This window comes from Cyclobacteriaceae bacterium (assembly GCA_030584025.1).
Lineage (GTDB): Bacteria > Bacteroidota > Bacteroidia > Cytophagales > Cyclobacteriaceae > UBA2336.
Genome location: CP129487.1, coordinates 784,540 through 802,308 on the forward strand (window position 1 = coordinate 784,540; position 17,769 = coordinate 802,308).

A 17,769-nucleotide genomic window follows, 5' to 3' on the forward strand; every position below is an offset into this window, starting at 1 on the left:
TATTGGTTTGGCGTAAAACTAAGAAAAAACGATACCTCTGCCAGTGCAACCTTGTTGAACGGTGCAGGAATTGAGGGATGATGTAAGATTTTAGGCAAGAAAAAATAATCGCCCCGGTGTGGGGCGACTATTCATTAAACTATGGTTTGATTAAGCCATCTCTACTTCGTGTAGTTCTTTGGCCAGCTTTTGCTGAATTTCAAATGGCACCTGGGCAAACTCGGCAAACTTTTGTGAGAAGCTTGCCCGGCCTTGCGACAACGATCGCAGGGTAGTAGAGTAGCGATCCAGTTCGGCCAGTGGTGTGCGGGCTTTTATAATCTGGTAGTTGCCTTTTGAATCAATGCCCATGATCAACGACCTGCGGGTTTGTAAATCGCCCATCACTTCACCCATAATTTCTTCGGGTACTAAAATTTCCAGGTCGTATATCGGTTCCATTAAGGCGGGCTCGGCATTCATAAACGCTTCCCTGAAAGCCATCATGCCGGCAATTTTAAAGGAGATGTCGTTTGAATCTACCGGGTGCATTTTACCATCGAATACCATTACCCGAACATCACGCACGTATGAGCCGGTAATCGGACCTTCTTCCATTTTTTCCATCACACCTTTTAGTATGGAAGGAATAAAGCGGGCATCAATCACACCTCCGACAATACAATTATAGAAAACGAGTTTGCCTCCCCACTCCAGGTCGATCACTTCTTTACCGCGAACCGAAAATTCAGTCGGCTCAGCCATACCTTCATAGTATGGTTCGATTTTTAAATGCACTTCACCAAACTGTCCGGCACCACCCGATTGTTTTTTATGCCGGTACATGGCTTGTGCCGGTTTGCGAATAGTTTCGCGATAGGAGATGCGCGGTGAAACAAAATCGACATGAAGTTTATATACATTTTCAAGATACCACTTGCACACCGCAAGGTGCATTTCGCCCTGGGCCGCAATAATCAATTGTTTTAACTCACGTGAATAACCAACTTCGATAGTGGGATCTTCCTGGTGAATTTTGGCCAGCACTTCGCCAATTTTTTCATCATCGCCTTTGCTTTGGGCCACCACAGCCGTACGAATACGTGGAGCAGGATATTCAATGGGTTCGATGGTAACATCAAATCCTTTAGCGTGTAGGGTTTGGTTAGTGTAGGTGTCTTTTAGTTTTAAAGTAGCACCGATATCACCAGCAACCAGTTTATCAACCGGGTTTCGGGTTTTACCATCCATGATAAAGAGTTGGTGAAATTTTTCGGTAGCACCGGTTTGGCTGTTGATTAGTTCTGATGAAGAATTCACTTCACCCGATATAACTTTAAAGAACGAGAGCTTGCCCAGGTTTGGTTCGATATGGGTTTTGAAAACAAATAATGCGGTGGGTTTGGTGCGGTCGTAGGCAAGTTCTTGCCCATCCGTGGTGATTTCGGGTTTGGCTTCAAGCGGTGAGGGCGCTACGTTATCGATGAAGCCCATCATGCGGCCGCTGCCCATGTTCTTCTTGGCCGACATCACAAACACGGGGAATACATCGTGGTGGATCATGCCCAGTTTGAGTCCTTCGCGCATTTCATCTTCATCCAGGGTACCTTTTTCAAAATATTTTTCCATCAACTTCTCATCGTTCTCGGCAGCTTTCTCGACCAACTCGTTGTGCAGGCGATCGGCTTTTTCTTTTTCGGATGCCGGTATCGGAAGTTTTTCAGGTTTGCCACCTTCTTCAGGAAACTTATACATTACCATTTTCAAGAGATCGATAATGGCATTAAACCCTTCTCCTTGATTTACGGGGTATTGCATTTGTGTTACCGCGCTGCCAAAGGTTTGTTTTAATGACTCCAGTGCATCATCAAAATTGGATTTCGGATGATCTACCTGGTTGATGGCAAAAATGACGGGCTGATTAAACTTATCTACATAATTCCAGATCAGCTCAGTACTGACTTCAACACCGTGTTGTGCGTTAATCACCACCACGCAGGTATCTGCCACGCGTATGGATGAAATCATTTCTCCGGCAAAGTCGTCAAACCCCGGTGTGTCTATGATGTTGATTTTATAATCGCGCCATTCGGTGTGCAGCACAGTGGCGAAAATGGAGTTGCCGCGCTCTTGTTCTATTTCATGGAAATCGGATACGGTGTTTTTTCCCTCAATGGTTCCTCTGCGGTGGGTGATACCGGCTTCAAAAATCATGTCTTCGGCAAGAAGCGTCTTGCCGCTTTTCGGGGCTCCCAACAATACAATGTTTTTCAGGTGTTTTTCATCATAGACTTTCATATGCGTAGGATTTTAATGGCGAATGGAAATGCGTGATCCGGCCCCTGGCTGGCGCACACGTTTGCTGTGTCAACCTTGAATTTGATAGGAAAAGGCGCTCACACTGTTTTTCCATGGGTCGGATGTTTACGTGAGACGTTTTTTTGAGAAAGGGAATTGAAATTATGAAGAAATATTCAAAAAGGGAACCCAAACTTCAAATCGTTTAAGGCTGATAAAAACCCGCTTTTTTACTGATATAAATCAACTCTTTCGCTGACTGCAATCAGCATAATCACTATTTTACGTCTATACTTTTAGGGCATCAAACAAAACACAAACTGTTATGAACACGAACCGAAAAAACCCCTTAATGATCCTGGTGATTGTGTTTTTACTGCCGTTGGCAGCATTTGCGCAGACTACTTATTCTATAAAGGAATATAAACTCACCGTACAAGGAAGTTCAACCCTTCACGATTGGGAATCGGATGTCACCCAAACCGAAGCCAAAGCCACCATCACCCTTCAGGATAAGAAACTTACCGAGATTAAAGATGTAACCGTAAAAATTCCGGTAACCAGTATCAAGAGTACCAAAGGCAAAATCATGGACAACAAAACATGGGAAGCCTTCAACTCCGATAAGAATCCGAACATTCAGTATAAACTAACCAGCGCTAAAATCACTGCCAGTGGTGCCGAGTACACCATTATAGCTAGTGGTACCCTAACCATGGCTGGCACCTCCAAGCCGGTTGAACTTACGGCTAAAGGAAAAGTATTGGCCAATGGCGATGTTCAGATCATCGGATCAAGAAAACTCAATATGAAAGATTTCAACATGGTGCCACCTACCGCCATGATGGGAACCGTAAAAGTGGGTGAAGAAGTAACCGTGAACTTTAATTTAACCTTAACCAATTCATCAAACAATTTGTAACAAAACCAGTTAATTAATCGAAACCAAAAAAACTCAAATCAAAATTTTATGAAAACAATATCTAACACAATAAGACTCTTGGGCATGGTACTGCTTACAGTCTTTGCACTCGAAGTTGTGGCTCAACAGCCAGCCCTCCAATACTTCCGTCCGTATGACAAGCGTGGTATCAACGTATTCGAAACATCTAAAGAAGACACCGTAGGGTATGATGGGTTGAAATTGCGTATTGGCGCAGGCTTTACTCAGGGCTTTCAAAAACTGAAGCACAGCAATGGCATTGATCCAACTGGTTTGTATGAAATGGGTGGTGGATTTCCACTGGCACAGGCAAACTTCAACATTGACGTTCAACTGTACGATGGTGTTAGCCTGAACCTGGTTTCTTACATGTCATCTCACCACCACAACGAGTTTTGGGTGAAAGGTGGATATCTGCAAATTGATAAGGTTGGTTTCTTGAAAAGTGAATTCTTTGACAACCTTTGGAAAAACCTGACTCTAAAAGTTGGTCATATGGAAATTAACTATGGTGATGCACACTTCCGCAGAAGCGATGGTGGACACACCTTGTGGAACCCATGGATTGAGAACAACATTATGGATGCGTTCACTACCGAAATTGGTGCTGAATTGTACTGGCAGAAAAATGGCATCATCGCTATGATTGCTATGACCGATGGCGAAATTCAAGGTAACGTGGCCGACCCTTCAACTCCTGATGGTGCCAAACGTAAGCCTTCTATCTATGGTAAAGTTGGATTCGATAAGCAACTGCAAGACAACCTGCGTTTTCGCTTAACTGGTTCCTTCTACACAACGAAATCTTCTGCAAGCAACACCATTTTTGGTGGCGACCGTACAGGCTCCAATTACCAATATGTAATGGATAATGCCCCTGTAACTGTAACCGGTAACTATACTTCCGGCAGATTTAACCCTGGTTTCCGCGATAACGTTACAACCTTTGTGATCAACCCCTTTGTGAAGTTCAGTGGCCTTGAAGTATTCGGTACACTTGAATTTGCCAAAGGAAGGAATCAATTTGAGAATGGTGAAGGTACCACGCCCGCACGTGCTGCGATTGATAACCGCGAAGCTAGCCAGATTGCAGCCGAAGCACTCTATCGTTTTGGTAAAGATGAGCAGTTCTACTTTGGAGGCCGGTTCATTAAAGTTGATGCAACAGTTGCTGAAGGTGTAACTGCTGCCAGTGCAGGTATTCAGTATGATGTTACCATTGATCGCTTCTCTGTAGGTGGTGGCTGGTTCATTACCAAAAACATCTTGTTGAAAGGTGAATATGTAAATCAGAACTATGACGGTTTCCCTGATACAGGTGCAAACAACAGGTTCTTCGAAGGTAACTTTAAAGGTTTCGTAATTCAGGGAGCAATCTCTTTCTAATACAAGCTCAGGGTAAATAAAAAAGAGGCTGTCACACGACAGCCTCTTTGCTTTTAAGAAGATTTCTGAAATTTATTTCGAAGGATACCCCAGCACCTTCAACATGCTTTCTTGTGTTTGCTCAGGTGCAAACAATTGTGTTGAAATCTCTCCGTCTTCGTTCCGGTCAATCAACACATGCTTGGGAGCGGGGATCAAACAATGCTGAATACCCCCGTAACCTCCAAGCGATTCCTGGTAGGCACCCGTATGAAAGAAACCAATGTAGAGCGGCTCTTCATCGTTGATCATCGGCAAGAAAACTTCGCCTGTGTGCGCTTCGGAATTATAATAATCATGGCTGTCGCAGGTAAGGCCACCCATATTTACTTTGTGATAAGGATCATCCCATTTATTTACGGCCATTAAAATGTATTTCTGGTTCAGGCCCCAGGCATCAGGCAGATGGGTAATGAACGAGCCGTCAATCATGTACCAAAGCTCCTTATCGTTTTGAAGTTTCTGATCCACTACTTTGTACAATACGGCTCCGCTTTCGCCAACGGTGAAGCTTCCAAATTCAGTAAAAATATGAGGTACGGCTACATTGTTCTTTTCGCAAATCCATTTAATGTTTTCTACAATCTGCTCAATCATGTATTTGTAGTCGTAGTTAAACCACAACGATTGTTTGATAGGGAAGCCACCACCGATATCGATGGAATCGAGGGTTGGGCAGATTTTTTTAAGTTCGCAATATTTGAAAATAAACCGGCTGAGTTCACTCCAGTAGTAAGCGGTATCTTTTATACCGGTATTAATAAAGAAATGAAGCATTTTGAGTGATGCCTTTTCACTCTTTTCAATTTTATCGCGGTAGAGCGAATTGATGTCACTGTACCGTATGCCCAGTCGGGAGGTATAAAATTCAAACTTGGGTTCTTCGTCAGCCGCCACACGAATGCCCACCTGGTAAGGTTGGTTCACGTTGGCTTCATAATGATCGATCTCGCTCAGGTTATCCAGAATAGGAATACAGTTTGTAAAACCATCATTTAACAATTCAGTAATGTATTGCCGGTAAAGCGGCATTTTAAAACCGTTGCAGATGATGTAAGTGTCTTTTGAAATTTTTCCGCGATCGTACAAGCTACGTACAATCGGAATATCAAACGAAGAAGACGTTTCAATGTGCACATCGTTTTTCAGCGCCTCCTCGAGGATGAATGAGAAGTGCGAAGATTTGGTACAATAACAATACGTGTATTTGCCATTGTACTTGAAACGTTCCATGGCCGCATTGAACGTAGCTTGCGCAAAGCGAATGTTTTCGCTGATGCGTGGCAGGTAAGTCAACTTCAGCGGGGTGCCATATTGTTTGATGATGTCCATAAGCGGAACATCATTAAAGAGTAATTCATGGTCGCGTACCTTAAATTCCTTTTGCGGAAATTCAAAGGTTTGTTCAATCAATTCGCGGTAACTCTTCATGTATAAGGGAATGGTTTAAAGGTCTGAATTTTTGGATTAACGAATGATGATTAACGAATTTTGATTTTTGAAGTGATTGTCTGATTGTTTTTCTGTGCTGTTTTGGCACTGGATACAAAAATTGCGATTAATTCGTTTGCTTCCTTTAATGCGTGAAGAATTTTCTCCTCCGAAGAGAATAATTTGCTTCGATGGATAATTCTCAACGCAACATGTGACTCCCGTAATTCCTTTAAAACAACCTTAATCTTATGAATAAAGTCGTTTCTGGATTCGCCACTTTGTGCCTCACCGTAGTTAAGCGCTGGCGATGTTCCGGACCTTAACAATTGCCCACCCATGTGATTTGAGGCTCTTGTATTTGGCATGGTTTCAATAATCTCAATTATTAAAACAGCAAAACTTATCAGACGTTCTTCAAGATCCTGCTTGTTCATGGATTCAACTTCTTGATTCAAAAATCGTTAATCTTCAATCTTAAGTAAGAATTTCCAGTATCTATAAAAACACAGAGCACCTCAAAAAAGGAGTGCAATATTGGCATAAATTTGCCATCTTTGCAACGCGTTAACCGCCATGAAAAGTCTGAATTTCAATGCCTTTTATGCCGTAGTCTACAGCGGCACCTATGCCTTGCCCGACTATTAAGTTTGGCCGGGTATTGTCCCTTTTTTGCATTGAATTGTCTTTTTAAAAAATCTGTTAATTTTCCATTACCGTGAAAGCGTTAAAAATCATAGAAGTAAAATCCGAAATCGGTGCGGGAACCCGTGGTGCAAGTCTGGGGGTAGAGGCATTAAAAATTGCTAGCCTTGATTTAAAATCCGACTTCTTCAAACAGCATGAATCTGTTGAAGTTGAACACGTAAACGAATTGTTGTTTGATGGTGCCAAGCATGCGTACGCCAAGTTTATTGATGGCGTAATGATTATGGAGGAGCGTGTGTGCCTGGAAGTGTACGAAACCATTTGGGATGATTTTTTCCCATTGATTATAGCCGGTGATCACAGCACCGCATATGGCACCATTGCCGGAATTAAAAAATCAAACCCGGGTGCACGACTCGGTGTCATTTGGATTGATGCGCATGCCGACATACATACGCCATACACCACACCTTCTGGTAACATGCACGGTATGCCGTTAGCGATGGCGTGTGGCATTGATAACCTGGAGTGTAAAGTGAACGATCCACGTGGTGAGACCTTAGAGTACTGGGAGCAGATCAAAAATGTGGGCATGCCTGGTGCTAAAATTTATCCGGAAGACATTGTGTACATCGCGGTGCGCGACCTTGAAAAGCCGGAGAATTATTTAATCAATAAATACAACATCAATTTTATTGAAACGGAAGAGGTGAAGAAATTTGGTGCATCGGTAATTGCCACTAAAGCATTGCAGATGTTGGATCATTGCGATCACATTTATGTTTCCTTTGATGTTGACAGTTTAGATAGCCGCATTTCAAGCGGAACAGGAACACCTGTACCCAATGGATTAACTGTGGATGAAGCGAAAACCCTCAATGTGGAGTTGGCGAAAAGTCCGAAGTTGGTAGCCTGGGAAATTGTGGAAGTAAACCCCACACTCGACAGCCAGAATCAAATGGCCGAAAGTGCTTTTGAAATTATGGAGGCAACAGCAAAATCAATTGTTGGGAGGCCGGTTATTGCTGAGTAATTGTATATTACTGGTTCAAAAATGCGCGCGGCTATGCGTTTGAAACCGGGTCAGATATTTTTATTCTTACTTTTTGATTTTCTCATTCCGGCAGGTATGGGGTACCTGGCCTTCACCAATTACCCGGATGGTGACTGGAAAATTTTTGCAGGTATTGCAATTGCCAGTTTGGTATTCAGTTTTGTTTTAATGTTTTCGTTTTGGTCGCAATTCAAAGTCGCGCAGAAGAACGATCCCATTCGCCAAAAGATAGCATCGTTGCGCGCATCAGGTCAGGAGTTGCATATGAACCGCGAAGATGTTTTAACGGGCGAAGACATTGCCATCCTGAATAAATATTTGAAAAGTACCTTATTGATTGTGACTATTGTGTTGGGTATACTGGCTTTGTTGTTTGGTATACTGGGCGAGGATATGGTAAAGTTGGTTGGACTCGCATCATTGATTGGCATTTATCCGATAAGAAAATATTTCAGCAAGGATATGGAGCGGGTAATCACTGGAAGAAAGAAAAGGGTTACGCGAGGAATTATCACCGACAGGTTCACCACTACTTCAGGTTCAGGTAAATCAAAATCTACAGATTATTGGTTGACAATTGGTGATGTGAAATTGAAAGTAGCGCGAGCAAAATACACGGCCTATCAGGTAGGCGAAGCAGCCGAGTTTCATACGGTGGATTACCCGAAGGGATCCGTGTTTGTGCTGAGGGATGAAAAATTGGAGGGGGCGGGGTTGAAGTAATACTTTTTCTGACCTAGACTAGCTTTGATCTCCAAAACAGTCCCCTGGGGAGAATCAAGATTCGTAGTTATATTGCATTACCCTAGCTTTAAATATGATCTGGAATTATATCCTCAATCGTATTGGTGCAGTGTTGACTTATGGTGCTGCATTTGTTGTGGTATTTCTCATTTTCATTTACCTGCAAAAGGAATGGCCGGAGATCTATTACGGAGAGTATCGCGATTGGTGGTTATTCGCCATACCATTTGTTGTATTTGGGGGAATCTATCTCTTTCGGAAGCTAAGTAAATCACCCAGTTCGAAAGTACGCAAAGCCATTCGAACCTTAGAAACAGGCAATCATTTTAAGTCAACAAAACGAATGGTTCCACTTAGTGAAGTAGATTTAGGAAGGTTAACCAGGTTTAGAGTTATTGCCATAGCGGCCAGTGGTCTTTTTGGATTATTGCTAGCGCTACTCTGCTTTTACTTTTATTGGCGCGATAGTGACCAAACTGCGCTTTATGTAGCAATAGGAATTGTATTAATTTTCTCGATTATTCTTCCGCTTTATAATAACGTGCTTAAGCGCCCGCTGAAAGATGGTTCAGAAAAAATGATTGTTCAGGGAGTGGTTACTAAAAAGTTTACGGAACGTATTCCTACTATTCGAGGTAATAGAGATTGGGAATTGAAACGTTACTTCATCGTCATTGATGATTTACAAGTGAAGGTTTCAGCACCGGTTTTCATGCACTATAACGTTGGTGATGGAGTGGAATTCCATGTGCTCCCCACATGGGGCAACAAGGTGTTGCATCACGAATTACTTTTTGCGAAAGAGGAGTTTATTGAAAGACAAGTGGGCTGAGAGTAAACCCACTTTTTGTCCTTGTTCTGAAGGCCATATTCCTTAATTTTGCCCCTTAGTAACTTTGAAAACCAACAACCATGAGTCAGCAAAGACCAATTTCGTCTTTTATTGAAAAGCATTACCTCCACTTTAACGCAGCCGCGTTGGTGGATGCCGCCAAAGGCTATAAGAAACACCTGGCCGAAGGCAAGAAAATGATGGTAACACTGGCCGGTGCCATGAGTACCGGTGAGCTGGGCATCAGCTTTGCCGAAATGATTCGCCAGAATAACGTGCACATCATTTCCTGTACCGGTGCCAACCTCGAAGAAGACATTATGAACCTGGTGGCGCATTCGCATTACAGGCGCATACCCAACTACCGCGACCTGACACCGGAGCAGGAATGGGATTTGTTGCAAAATCATTTAAACCGTGTAACGGATACCTGTATTCCCGAAGAGGAGGCTTTCCGTAGATTACAAGCACACTTATTTAAAGTGTGGAAAGATGCAGAAGATAAAGGCGAGCGGTTGTTCCCGCATGAGTTCATGTTTCGTTTGCTCAATAGCGGTGACCTGAAGCAGTATTATGAAATCGATCCGAAAAATTCGTGGATGATTGCCGCTGCCGAAAAGAATTTGCCGATGGTGGTTCCGGGCTGGGAAGATTCAACCATGGGTAACATCTTCGCGTCATACTGTGTAACCGGTGAGTTGAAAGCCTCTACCATGAAGAGCGGTATTGAATACATGGTGTGGCTGGCCGATTGGTATACGCAAAATGCCGGCAAAGATGGTATTGGCTTCTTCCAGATTGGTGGAGGTATTGCGGGAGATTTCCCGATTTGCGTGGTGCCCATGTTGCATCAGGATCTGGAGCGTGATGGCGTGCCGTTCTGGAGCTACTTCTGCCAGATCAGCGATAGCACGACTTCGTATGGTTCCTACTCAGGTGCCGTACCCAATGAAAAGATTACTTGGGGAAAACTCAGTATTGAAACGCCCAAATACATTATTGAATCAGATGCCACCATTGTGGCGCCACTGATTTTTGCTTACATCATGGATTGGTAATCAACCTGCTTTATGGCCAAGAAACGTCCGGTACTTAAATTAAGAAATCTTCACATTAGTGATTATGATGCAATTATCGACATCATGCGAAATGCGTACATCACAATGGGAGGCACCTGGAAACCGGAACAGATTCAACGGCTGATTGAAATTTTTCCGGAAGGCCAGTTGGGTATTGAGGACAAGGGAAAGATTATTGCCTTTGCACTCACCATTATTGTTGATTACTCCAAGTATGGTGATGATCACGATTATCTCACCATAACCGGTAACTATTCTTTCTCCACCCACGATCGTAAAGGAGATGTATTATACGGAATTGAAATAGCGGTTCATCCTGAATACCGTTCCATGCGGCTCGGCAGAAGGTTGTACGATGCGCGCAAAGAAGTGTGCGAGAAATTAAACCTGCGATCGATTGTGGCGGGAGGACGCATGCCCAATTACCATAAGTACAGCGGTAAACTTAAACCACGCGAGTACATCCGAAAGGTTCGCGATAAAAGCATTTACGATCCGGTGCTTACATTTCAATTGAGCAATGATTTTCACGTTCGAAAAATCTTAACCGACTACCTCCCTCAGGATAAAGAATCGAAAGCATTTGCCACATTGATTGAGTGGAACAACATCTATTATGTTGCGCGCCCGAAAATCATCGGAAGTAAAAAAACACATGCCCGCATTGGTGTGGTGCAATGGCAAATGCGTAATGTAAGTGATCTTACTTCTTTTTTCGATTACGTTGAATTCTTTGTGGATGCCGTAAGCGATTACGGAGCGGATTACGTGTTGCTGCCCGAATTCATCAACATGCCGTTGATCGGGCATTACAAAGAAATGGATTCAGCTCGTTCAGTTCGAAAACTTTCTGAACATACGGTTGAAATTCGCAACAAGTTTGTTGAGTTTGCTGTTGCCTACAACATCAACATTGTGGCGGGGAGTTTGCCGTTGCTGCAAGAGGAGAAGTTATATAATGTTTCTTACCTCTGTCGAAGAGACGGCACCTGGGATCAGCAACTGAAAATACACATCACGCCAAGTGAAAAACAGGAGTGGGGCATTTCCGGAGGGTCGGAAGTGAAAGTGTTTGATACCGATGTAGCTAAAATCGGCATTCTCATTTGTTACGACAGTGAGTTTCCGGAACTCGGTCGTAAGTTGGCAGAGCAAGGCATGCAGATTTTGTTCGTACCGTTTTCAACCGATATGGAATCGGGTTATAATCGTGTGCGCATTTGTTCACAGGCGAGAGCCATCGAAAATGAATGTTATGTGGCCATTGCCGGAAGCGTGGGCAACTTGCCGCGCGTAAAAAATATGGACATCCACTATGCGCAATCGGCAGTGTTTTCTCCATGCGATCATGCGTTTCCATCAAAGGGTATTGTGAAAGAAGGTGTACCCAATACCGAGATGGTAATCATTGCTGACGTTGACCTAGATGACCTCCGGGAACTTCATCAATATGGAAGCGTGCGCAACCTGCTCGACAGGCGTAAGGATTTATACGAGATAAAATTCAACACGCCTTCATTCAATTCAAAATCGTAAACAGTTTACTGCGTTTTTTCATATGAATCTTGATCAGGAACTTCGTTCTGCCATACAACAAGCGATTATTACTTTATTCGGACAACCGGTTGACCAACTTCAGCTTCAACCCACCAACCAGGAGTTTGAAGGCTCGCATACATTAGTTTGTTTTCCGCTTACGCGGATTTCCAAACTGAAGCCGGAAGAAACAGCAAACGCCATTGGAAACTATTTGGTGGAGCACTCCGGTATAGTTGCGCGTTTTAATGTGGTAAAAGGTTTTTTGAATCTGGTGGTAGCGGATAGCGTATGGGCGACTGTATTTGCTTCTGTTTATGCCAATCAACATTACGGACAGCTGGCTGCCAACGGCAAGGAAATTATGGTGGAGTATTCTTCACCAAATACCAACAAGCCGTTGCACCTTGGTCACTTACGGAATAATTTTTTGGGTTATAGCGTAGCAGAACTTTATAAGGCTGTTGGATACACGGTGCATAAGGTTCAGATCATTAATGATCGCGGCATACACATTTGTAAATCGATGGCTGCGTGGAAACTATTTGGGAACGGAGAAACGCCAGAAAGCAGTGGCATCAAAGGCGATCACCTGGTTGGAAAATATTATGTGGAGTTTGATAAAAATTTCAAAGCGCAGGTAAAGGAGTTAACCGATAAAGGAGTTAGTCAGGAAGAGGCCGAGAAGCAGGTACCCATTATGCAGCTTGCCGTTGACATGCTGCGCAAGTGGGAAGCAAAGGATGCAGAAACCGTTGCCTTGTGGAAGATGATGAACGAATGGGTGTATTCCGGTTTCGATGCAACCTATATAAAGATGGGTGTTGATTTTGAAAAACTATACTACGAATCGGACACCTACCTGTTGGGAAAAGAAGAAGTGTTGAAAGGACTTGATGCTGGTGTTTTCTTTAAAAAGGAGGATGGTTCCGTTTGGGTTGATCTCACCTCCGATGGATTAGATCAAAAAGTGTTGCTACGTTCAGATGGAACATCAGTATACATGACACAGGATATTGGTACTGCTATTTTACGTTTCCGCGATTTTCCGAAAATAGAAGGGCAGGTGTATACGGTAGGCAATGAACAGGAGTATCACTTTAAAGTTTTGTTTCTGATTCTGGGCAAGCTGGGGTACGAATGGGCAAAGCAATGTTATCACCTGTCGTATGGAATGGTTGATTTACCAACCGGCAAAATGAAAAGTCGTGAGGGTACGGTGGTAGATGCCGATGATCTGATGAATGAGATGATAGAAGAAGCCGAAAAGCAAACCCGTGAACTCGGAAAAATTGAAGGCTTAAGCGATACGGAAGCGAAGGAATTATTTGAAATGATTGGCCTGGGTGCGCTTAAATTCTTTTTGTTGAAAGTTGATCCGAAAAAGCGCATGCTGTTCGATCCGAATGAATCGATTCAATTGCAAGGATTTACCGGTCCGTTCATTCAATATACGCATGCACGCATCAAAGCCATTTTGCGCAAAGCGGCTTCCATGAATATCTCAGCGCAGTCAGGAGATTTACAGCTGGTAACTTCGCTGGAACCAACCGAGCGCGAGATATTATTCTTGCTGACCAACTACGAACAAAAAGTGCAGGAAGCGGCTAACCTGTACTCACCGGCAGTTATTGCCAACTATGCGTATGAACTGGCCAAAACCTATAACCAGTTTTACCAGGCCATTCCTATTTTCAATGAAGCGGATCAGTCGAAATTGAAATTCAGGATTGCGATGAGTGAAGTGGTGGCGCATGTGATAAAACATGCTATGAGTTTACTGGGCATTCGTGTTCCGGAACGGATGTGATTATTTTCTCCGCGGCTCTCTGCGTAATTTTCTCTGTGACCCTCTGCGGTTAAAATGTATCTTTGAGCGAATACCATGAAGTACCTCCTTCACGATCAGCAATCCGAGCGACTTCTTTTTCGCCCCATTCAGTCTTCTGATTTTGATGAGTGGCTTCAGTTTTTTATCGACCCCGAGTATTACCAGTATTGGGTGGCTGAAAAAGACACACCCGAAGCGGAATGCAAAAAGTGGTATGCGAATCAATTCAATCGCTACGAAAAGAACCTGGGTGGCATGAATGCACTGATCGAAAAATCAACCGGTGCTTTGGTGGGTCATGCCGGTTTATTGGTTCAGGTGGTGGATGGCACAGAAGAACTGGAAATTGCATATTCCCTTCAACCTCATTTTCGGGGTAAGGGTTTTGCTACGGAGGCTGCTCAAGCCATTAAAAAGTATGCCTTCGCCAATACGTTTTCGCCTTCGCTTATCTCCATTATTAGTCTGTCGAACCTGCCATCGCAGAGAGTAGCCGTCAAAAACGGAATGAAAATTGAAAAGCAGACGGTTTACAAGGGAAACGCGGTTTATATTTTTCGGATTTTTAATCCCATTATCGGCTAAAAAGCGCGAACTTTCACGTCCGAAACAATTTCGATCTCAATCTTGTTTCATCACTGTTAAACCTGCAAACTATGAAAACCTTATTCGCTGTATTATTTGCATTTGCTATGAGCGCATCTTCTGTGTACGATTTTAAAATGAACTCCATTGATGGTGAGTTGATCGATTTTGCCAAATACAAAGGCAAGGCTTTGTTGATTGTTAATGTGGCATCAAAATGTGGCTATACTCCGCAGTATGCTGATTTAGAAAAGCTGCATGAGCAATATGGTGACAAGGTGGTGGTGTTGGGCTTTCCGGCCAATAACTTCGGTGGACAGGAGCCGGGCTCCAACCTGGAGATTGCCGAGTTCTGCCAGAAAAATTATGGCGTGAAGTTTCAGATGTTCGAAAAAATTTCAGTGAAAGGCGATGATCAACATCCCTTGTATCAATTTTTGAAAGAGAAAACCGGCAGCGAACCTTCCTGGAATTTCTGCAAGTATTTAGTGAAGCCGGATGGTACGGTTAAGTTCTATCCGTCCAAAGTAAAACCGTTGGAGTTAGTCGATGAATTGGGTTAAGATTATACTAGGAGTACTAGCAGTTATGGGATTAGCATCTTTTTTGGCAGATAAGCTTTCCGGTTCTGAACCGGTTCAGACAACAGGTTCTATTTACGATTTCAAAGTGAAAAGTCTGGAAAGTCAAACCATCGACTTCGCACAGTTCAAAGGAAAGAAATTGCTGCTGGTAAACACAGCTTCAAAATGCGGTAAAACACCACAGTATGCCGATCTGCAGAAATTGCACGAACAGCATGGCGACAAAGTTGTGGTGTTGGGTTTTCCAGCTAACAATTTTCTTTGGCAGGAGCCGGGATCCAATCAGGATATAGCCGAGTTCTGTGAGCGCAACTATGGCGTTACCTTCCAGATGTTCGAAAAAATTTCAGTAAAGGGAAAAGATAAACACCCGCTCTATCAATGGCTGGCTGGTAAAACCGGCAAATCACCCGATTGGAATTTTGCCAAATATTTAGTTGGCGAAGATGGTGAAACCGTTACGTTTTTCAATTCCAGTGTTAAGGCATTCGAAAAGCCGATCATGGAAAAAATTCTTCCGGGGTCGTGATAAAAAGAGTTTTAGGTATTAAGCCATTTTCGATCGATTTGGCTGCTTTGCTGTTGCGGCTGTTCTCCGGCTTATTCATGATGTATTACGGCTGGAAAAAATTCACCGGATTTGAAGAACGTGCTGAATCCTTTCCTGATCCTTTTCACATTGGAAGTCCGGCATCACTTGGGTTAACCATTTTCGGTGAGTTGGTATGTCCGGCATTTATTGTGCTGGGTTTGTTTACACGTATAGCGCTCATTCCTTCCATCATCACCATGCTCGTTGCCATTTTTTATGCACATGCAGGTGACCCCATTATTCAGCGGGAGCATGCATTCTCTTTTCTGATTCCATACCTGGCTTTGTTTTTCATAGGGCCTGGAAAATATTCAGTTGACGGGCTCATTCGGAAATAATACTTTTGATGCACGTATGAATGTTAAAGTCTGGTTAGCTGCTTTCCGGTTACGAACATTGCCCTTGGCGCTCTCGTGTATCGGCATGGGTGGCTTTCTGGCAGCATCGCAGCAGGCTTTCCGATTAGATATCTTTCTGTTGTGTGTGTTCACCACCATCTTCCTGCAAATTTTATCCAACCTGGCTAATGATTATGGCGACTCTATAAATGGTGCCGATCATGCCGGTCGTAAAGGGCCAAGCCGTGCGGTGCAATCCGGTGCCATCTCACCGCAAAAAATGCGGTCAGCACTTTTTCTTTTTGTGGCGCTTTGCCTGGTAAGCGGACTGTGGTTGTTGTGGATTGCCTTCGGGTTTAACTGGAATGCCTTTTTATTCTTTTTTGGATTGGGCCTGCTCAGCATTCTGGCAGCCATTGCCTACACGGTTGGGAAAAAGCCATATGGCTATGCCGGGTTGGGCGATGTTTCGGTATTGATTTTTTTTGGCGTGGTGGGCGTGATGGGTTCGGCTTATTTATTCACACAGGAGATTATCCCGATTCAGTTTTTACCTGCCCTGAGTTGTGGCTTTTTTTCCATGGGCGTGTTGAATGTGAACAACATCCGTGACATCGAATCCGATCAGGAGGCTGGTAAATTTTCCATACCGGTTCGTATCGGTCGGCTAAATGCCATCCGGTACCATTGGTTTTTGTTGCTAGGTGGCATCGTTTCGGCCGTTGTGTATACCGTTATTACGTATCAATCTCCGTGGCAACTGCTTTTCCTGTTAACAGTGCCCCTTTTTCTTAAAAATGGTTTTTCGGTTCAGCAAAAATCTGCTGCTGAGCTTGATCCTTACCTGAAACAGCTAGCCTTGTCAACCTTGCTTTTCGTGCTCTTGTTTGGCACCGGACTCGTGTTGTCCGTCTAAATAATCTGACATAAATCAGGTGTAGTCTTGATCGGTATCAGCCGAAAGTTGGTATTTTAGGGAATACCTTTGTTTTGACAATTAATCCCCCAAGACATGAAGAAGATTCTTGTTCCGTGCGATTTTTCCGAACAAGCTGTTAGTGCTTTTCGGTTCGCGATTGATGTAGCCACCCAAGCGAAAGGGGAGATACACCTGATTAATGTAGTAGAAATTCCGGTGTTGCACGATTCAGTATTGATGCCGGTAATGGCGTTTGAAGAAGCGCTGTTTAAAGAACTCCGGGAAAAGGCTGAGAAGCAATTCAAAAAGTTACGCGAGAAGTATGCACCTGAAAAGATGAAAGTTACCAGTCAGGTAATTTTTGGACCGGTTAGCCATATGTTGGCCGACTATATTGAAGAAAAGGGAATTGATTTGGTAGTGATGGGCACGAAAGGAGCCAGCGGTGTGCGCGAAGTGTTGATCGGTTCCAAAGCTGAGAAAATGGTGCGCAACTCGGCTGTTCCGGTAATTGCTGTAAAGAAATATGTAAAGGCGGCATCCATTAAAAATATTGTATTCCCGAACACCTTAAATACTGAACATCAGGAAGACCTAGTGATGAAGGTAAAGGCGTTACAGAATTTCTTCAAAGCGACCTTGCATATTGTGTGGATAAATACCCCCACCAACTTCACCCGCGATTCAGTAACCCATAAACGGCTACAGGCGTTTGCGAAGCGGTTTATGTTGAAGGATTACACCATTAATGTATTCAACGATCCGTACGAAGAAGCGGGAACGATAAATTTCGCACATGAAATTGGTGCCGACATGATTGCTATGGGCACGCACGGAAGAAAAGGGATTGCGCACTTCTTCAGCGGAAGCGTTGCCGAAGATGTAGTCAACCACGTGGATTGCCCTATTTGGACGTACGCGATAAAGAAGTAATCAGCAGTATTTTGTAAT

General features: G+C 43.5%; 17 protein-coding genes. 14 read left to right on the top strand and 3 right to left on the bottom strand.

All coding sequences use genetic code 11. The features are described 5' to 3' along the window. Positions 1-150 precede the first annotated feature (150 nt). The gene (locus QY309_03770) at positions 151-2,277 is read right to left on the bottom strand and encodes an elongation factor G (GenBank protein WKZ60596.1); all 2,127 of its coding nucleotides are present in this window, start codon (positions 2,275-2,277) and stop codon (positions 151-153) included. 325 nt (positions 2,278-2,602) lie between these two features. Here QY309_03770 and QY309_03775 point away from each other — a divergent pair, with 325 nt between their 5' ends. Beyond that, positions 2,603-3,199 (top strand): YceI family protein, encoded by a 597-nt coding sequence (locus tag QY309_03775; protein WKZ60597.1) that lies wholly within the window; start codon positions 2,603-2,605, stop codon positions 3,197-3,199. A gap of 48 nt (positions 3,200-3,247) precedes the next feature. Further along, positions 3,248-4,606 (top strand): hypothetical protein, encoded by a 1,359-nt coding sequence (locus tag QY309_03780; protein ID WKZ60598.1) that lies wholly within the window; start codon positions 3,248-3,250, stop codon positions 4,604-4,606. A 72-nt stretch (positions 4,607-4,678) separates the two neighbouring features. Here QY309_03780 and QY309_03785 read toward each other — a convergent pair whose 3' ends face one another. Both QY309_03785 and QY309_03790 read right to left on the bottom strand, forming a co-directional pair. Beyond that, positions 4,679-6,076 (bottom strand): arginine decarboxylase, encoded by a 1,398-nt coding sequence (locus QY309_03785; protein WKZ60599.1) that lies wholly within the window; start codon positions 6,074-6,076, stop codon positions 4,679-4,681. A gap of 50 nt (positions 6,077-6,126) precedes the next feature. Continuing rightward, positions 6,127-6,513 (bottom strand): four helix bundle protein, encoded by a 387-nt coding sequence (locus QY309_03790; GenBank protein WKZ60600.1) that lies wholly within the window; start codon positions 6,511-6,513, stop codon positions 6,127-6,129. A gap of 281 nt (positions 6,514-6,794) precedes the next feature. Between QY309_03790 and QY309_03795 the strand changes: the two genes are divergently transcribed. The 12 genes from QY309_03795 to QY309_03850 all read left to right on the top strand — a co-directional run bounded on the left by QY309_03795 (position 6,795) and on the right by QY309_03850 (position 17,751). Beyond that, a complete protein-coding gene (locus QY309_03795) occupies positions 6,795-7,757 on the top strand; it encodes an arginase (GenBank protein ID WKZ60601.1) in 963 nt (320 codons plus the stop codon). A 33-nt stretch (positions 7,758-7,790) separates the two neighbouring features. After that, positions 7,791-8,501 carry a hypothetical protein gene (locus QY309_03800; GenBank protein ID WKZ60602.1) on the top strand — a complete coding sequence of 237 codons (711 nt, stop codon included), beginning with the start codon at positions 7,791-7,793 and terminating at the stop codon, positions 8,499-8,501. Between the two features lie 94 nt (positions 8,502-8,595). Continuing rightward, positions 8,596-9,354: a hypothetical protein gene (locus tag QY309_03805; GenBank protein WKZ60603.1), complete on the top strand. Its 759-nt coding sequence runs from the start codon at positions 8,596-8,598 to the stop codon at positions 9,352-9,354. A gap of 80 nt (positions 9,355-9,434) precedes the next feature. Then, a complete protein-coding gene (locus tag QY309_03810; protein ID WKZ60604.1) occupies positions 9,435-10,412 on the top strand; it encodes a deoxyhypusine synthase family protein in 978 nt (325 codons plus the stop codon). A gap of 12 nt (positions 10,413-10,424) precedes the next feature. Further along, complete coding sequence (locus tag QY309_03815) at positions 10,425-11,969, top strand: bifunctional GNAT family N-acetyltransferase/carbon-nitrogen hydrolase family protein (protein ID WKZ60605.1); 1,545 nt, start codon at positions 10,425-10,427, stop codon at positions 11,967-11,969. Positions 11,970-11,991: 22 nt separating this feature from the next. Further along, entirely contained in the window at positions 11,992-13,779 is a 1,788-nt protein-coding gene (gene argS / locus QY309_03820) for an arginine--tRNA ligase (GenBank protein WKZ60606.1), read from the top strand. Between the two features lie 75 nt (positions 13,780-13,854). Next, complete coding sequence (locus QY309_03825; GenBank protein WKZ60607.1) at positions 13,855-14,385, top strand: GNAT family N-acetyltransferase; 531 nt, start codon at positions 13,855-13,857, stop codon at positions 14,383-14,385. A gap of 71 nt (positions 14,386-14,456) precedes the next feature. Further along, the gene (locus QY309_03830; GenBank protein ID WKZ60608.1) at positions 14,457-14,948 is read left to right on the top strand and encodes a glutathione peroxidase; all 492 of its coding nucleotides are present in this window, start codon (positions 14,457-14,459) and stop codon (positions 14,946-14,948) included. A 25-nt stretch (positions 14,949-14,973) separates the two neighbouring features. Next, the gene (locus QY309_03835; protein WKZ60609.1) at positions 14,974-15,498 is read left to right on the top strand and encodes a glutathione peroxidase; all 525 of its coding nucleotides are present in this window, start codon (positions 14,974-14,976) and stop codon (positions 15,496-15,498) included. Then, on the top strand, positions 15,495-15,899 hold the full coding sequence (locus QY309_03840) for a DoxX family protein (GenBank protein ID WKZ60610.1): 405 nt from the start codon (positions 15,495-15,497) through the stop codon (positions 15,897-15,899). Before QY309_03835 ends, QY309_03840 begins: the two co-directional genes overlap by 4 nt. Positions 15,900-15,915: 16 nt before the next feature. After that, on the top strand, positions 15,916-16,815 hold the full coding sequence (locus tag QY309_03845; GenBank protein ID WKZ60611.1) for a 1,4-dihydroxy-2-naphthoate polyprenyltransferase: 900 nt from the start codon (positions 15,916-15,918) through the stop codon (positions 16,813-16,815). 96 nt (positions 16,816-16,911) lie between these two features. After that, the gene (locus tag QY309_03850) at positions 16,912-17,751 is read left to right on the top strand and encodes a universal stress protein (GenBank protein WKZ60612.1); all 840 of its coding nucleotides are present in this window, start codon (positions 16,912-16,914) and stop codon (positions 17,749-17,751) included. The last annotated feature ends 18 nt before the right edge of the window (positions 17,752-17,769 follow it).

What these genes read in the sequence shown, in the direction of transcription:
- QY309_03815 (WKZ60605.1), top strand. Translation starts at nt 10,425, where the DNA reads ATGGCCAAGAAACGTCCGGTACTTAAATTAAGAAATCTTCACATTAGT.
- QY309_03790 (WKZ60600.1), bottom strand. Translation starts at nt 6,513, where the DNA reads ATGAACAAGCAGGATCTTGAAGAACGTCTGATAAGTTTTGCTGTTTTA.
- argS (WKZ60606.1), top strand. Translation starts at nt 11,992, where the DNA reads ATGAATCTTGATCAGGAACTTCGTTCTGCCATACAACAAGCGATTATT.
- QY309_03845 (WKZ60611.1), top strand. Translation starts at nt 15,916, where the DNA reads ATGAATGTTAAAGTCTGGTTAGCTGCTTTCCGGTTACGAACATTGCCC.
- QY309_03825 (WKZ60607.1), top strand. Translation starts at nt 13,855, where the DNA reads ATGAAGTACCTCCTTCACGATCAGCAATCCGAGCGACTTCTTTTTCGC.
- QY309_03810 (WKZ60604.1), top strand. Translation starts at nt 9,435, where the DNA reads ATGAGTCAGCAAAGACCAATTTCGTCTTTTATTGAAAAGCATTACCTC.
- QY309_03830 (WKZ60608.1), top strand. Translation starts at nt 14,457, where the DNA reads ATGAAAACCTTATTCGCTGTATTATTTGCATTTGCTATGAGCGCATCT.
- QY309_03775 (WKZ60597.1), top strand. Translation starts at nt 2,603, where the DNA reads ATGAACACGAACCGAAAAAACCCCTTAATGATCCTGGTGATTGTGTTT.
- QY309_03805 (WKZ60603.1), top strand. Translation starts at nt 8,596, where the DNA reads ATGATCTGGAATTATATCCTCAATCGTATTGGTGCAGTGTTGACTTAT.
- QY309_03785 (WKZ60599.1), bottom strand. Translation starts at nt 6,076, where the DNA reads ATGAAGAGTTACCGCGAATTGATTGAACAAACCTTTGAATTTCCGCAA.
- QY309_03780 (WKZ60598.1), top strand. Translation starts at nt 3,248, where the DNA reads ATGAAAACAATATCTAACACAATAAGACTCTTGGGCATGGTACTGCTT.
- QY309_03850 (WKZ60612.1), top strand. Translation starts at nt 16,912, where the DNA reads ATGAAGAAGATTCTTGTTCCGTGCGATTTTTCCGAACAAGCTGTTAGT.
- QY309_03800 (WKZ60602.1), top strand. Translation starts at nt 7,791, where the DNA reads ATGCGTTTGAAACCGGGTCAGATATTTTTATTCTTACTTTTTGATTTT.
- QY309_03770 (WKZ60596.1), bottom strand. Translation starts at nt 2,277, where the DNA reads ATGAAAGTCTATGATGAAAAACACCTGAAAAACATTGTATTGTTGGGA.
- QY309_03835 (WKZ60609.1), top strand. Translation starts at nt 14,974, where the DNA reads ATGGGATTAGCATCTTTTTTGGCAGATAAGCTTTCCGGTTCTGAACCG.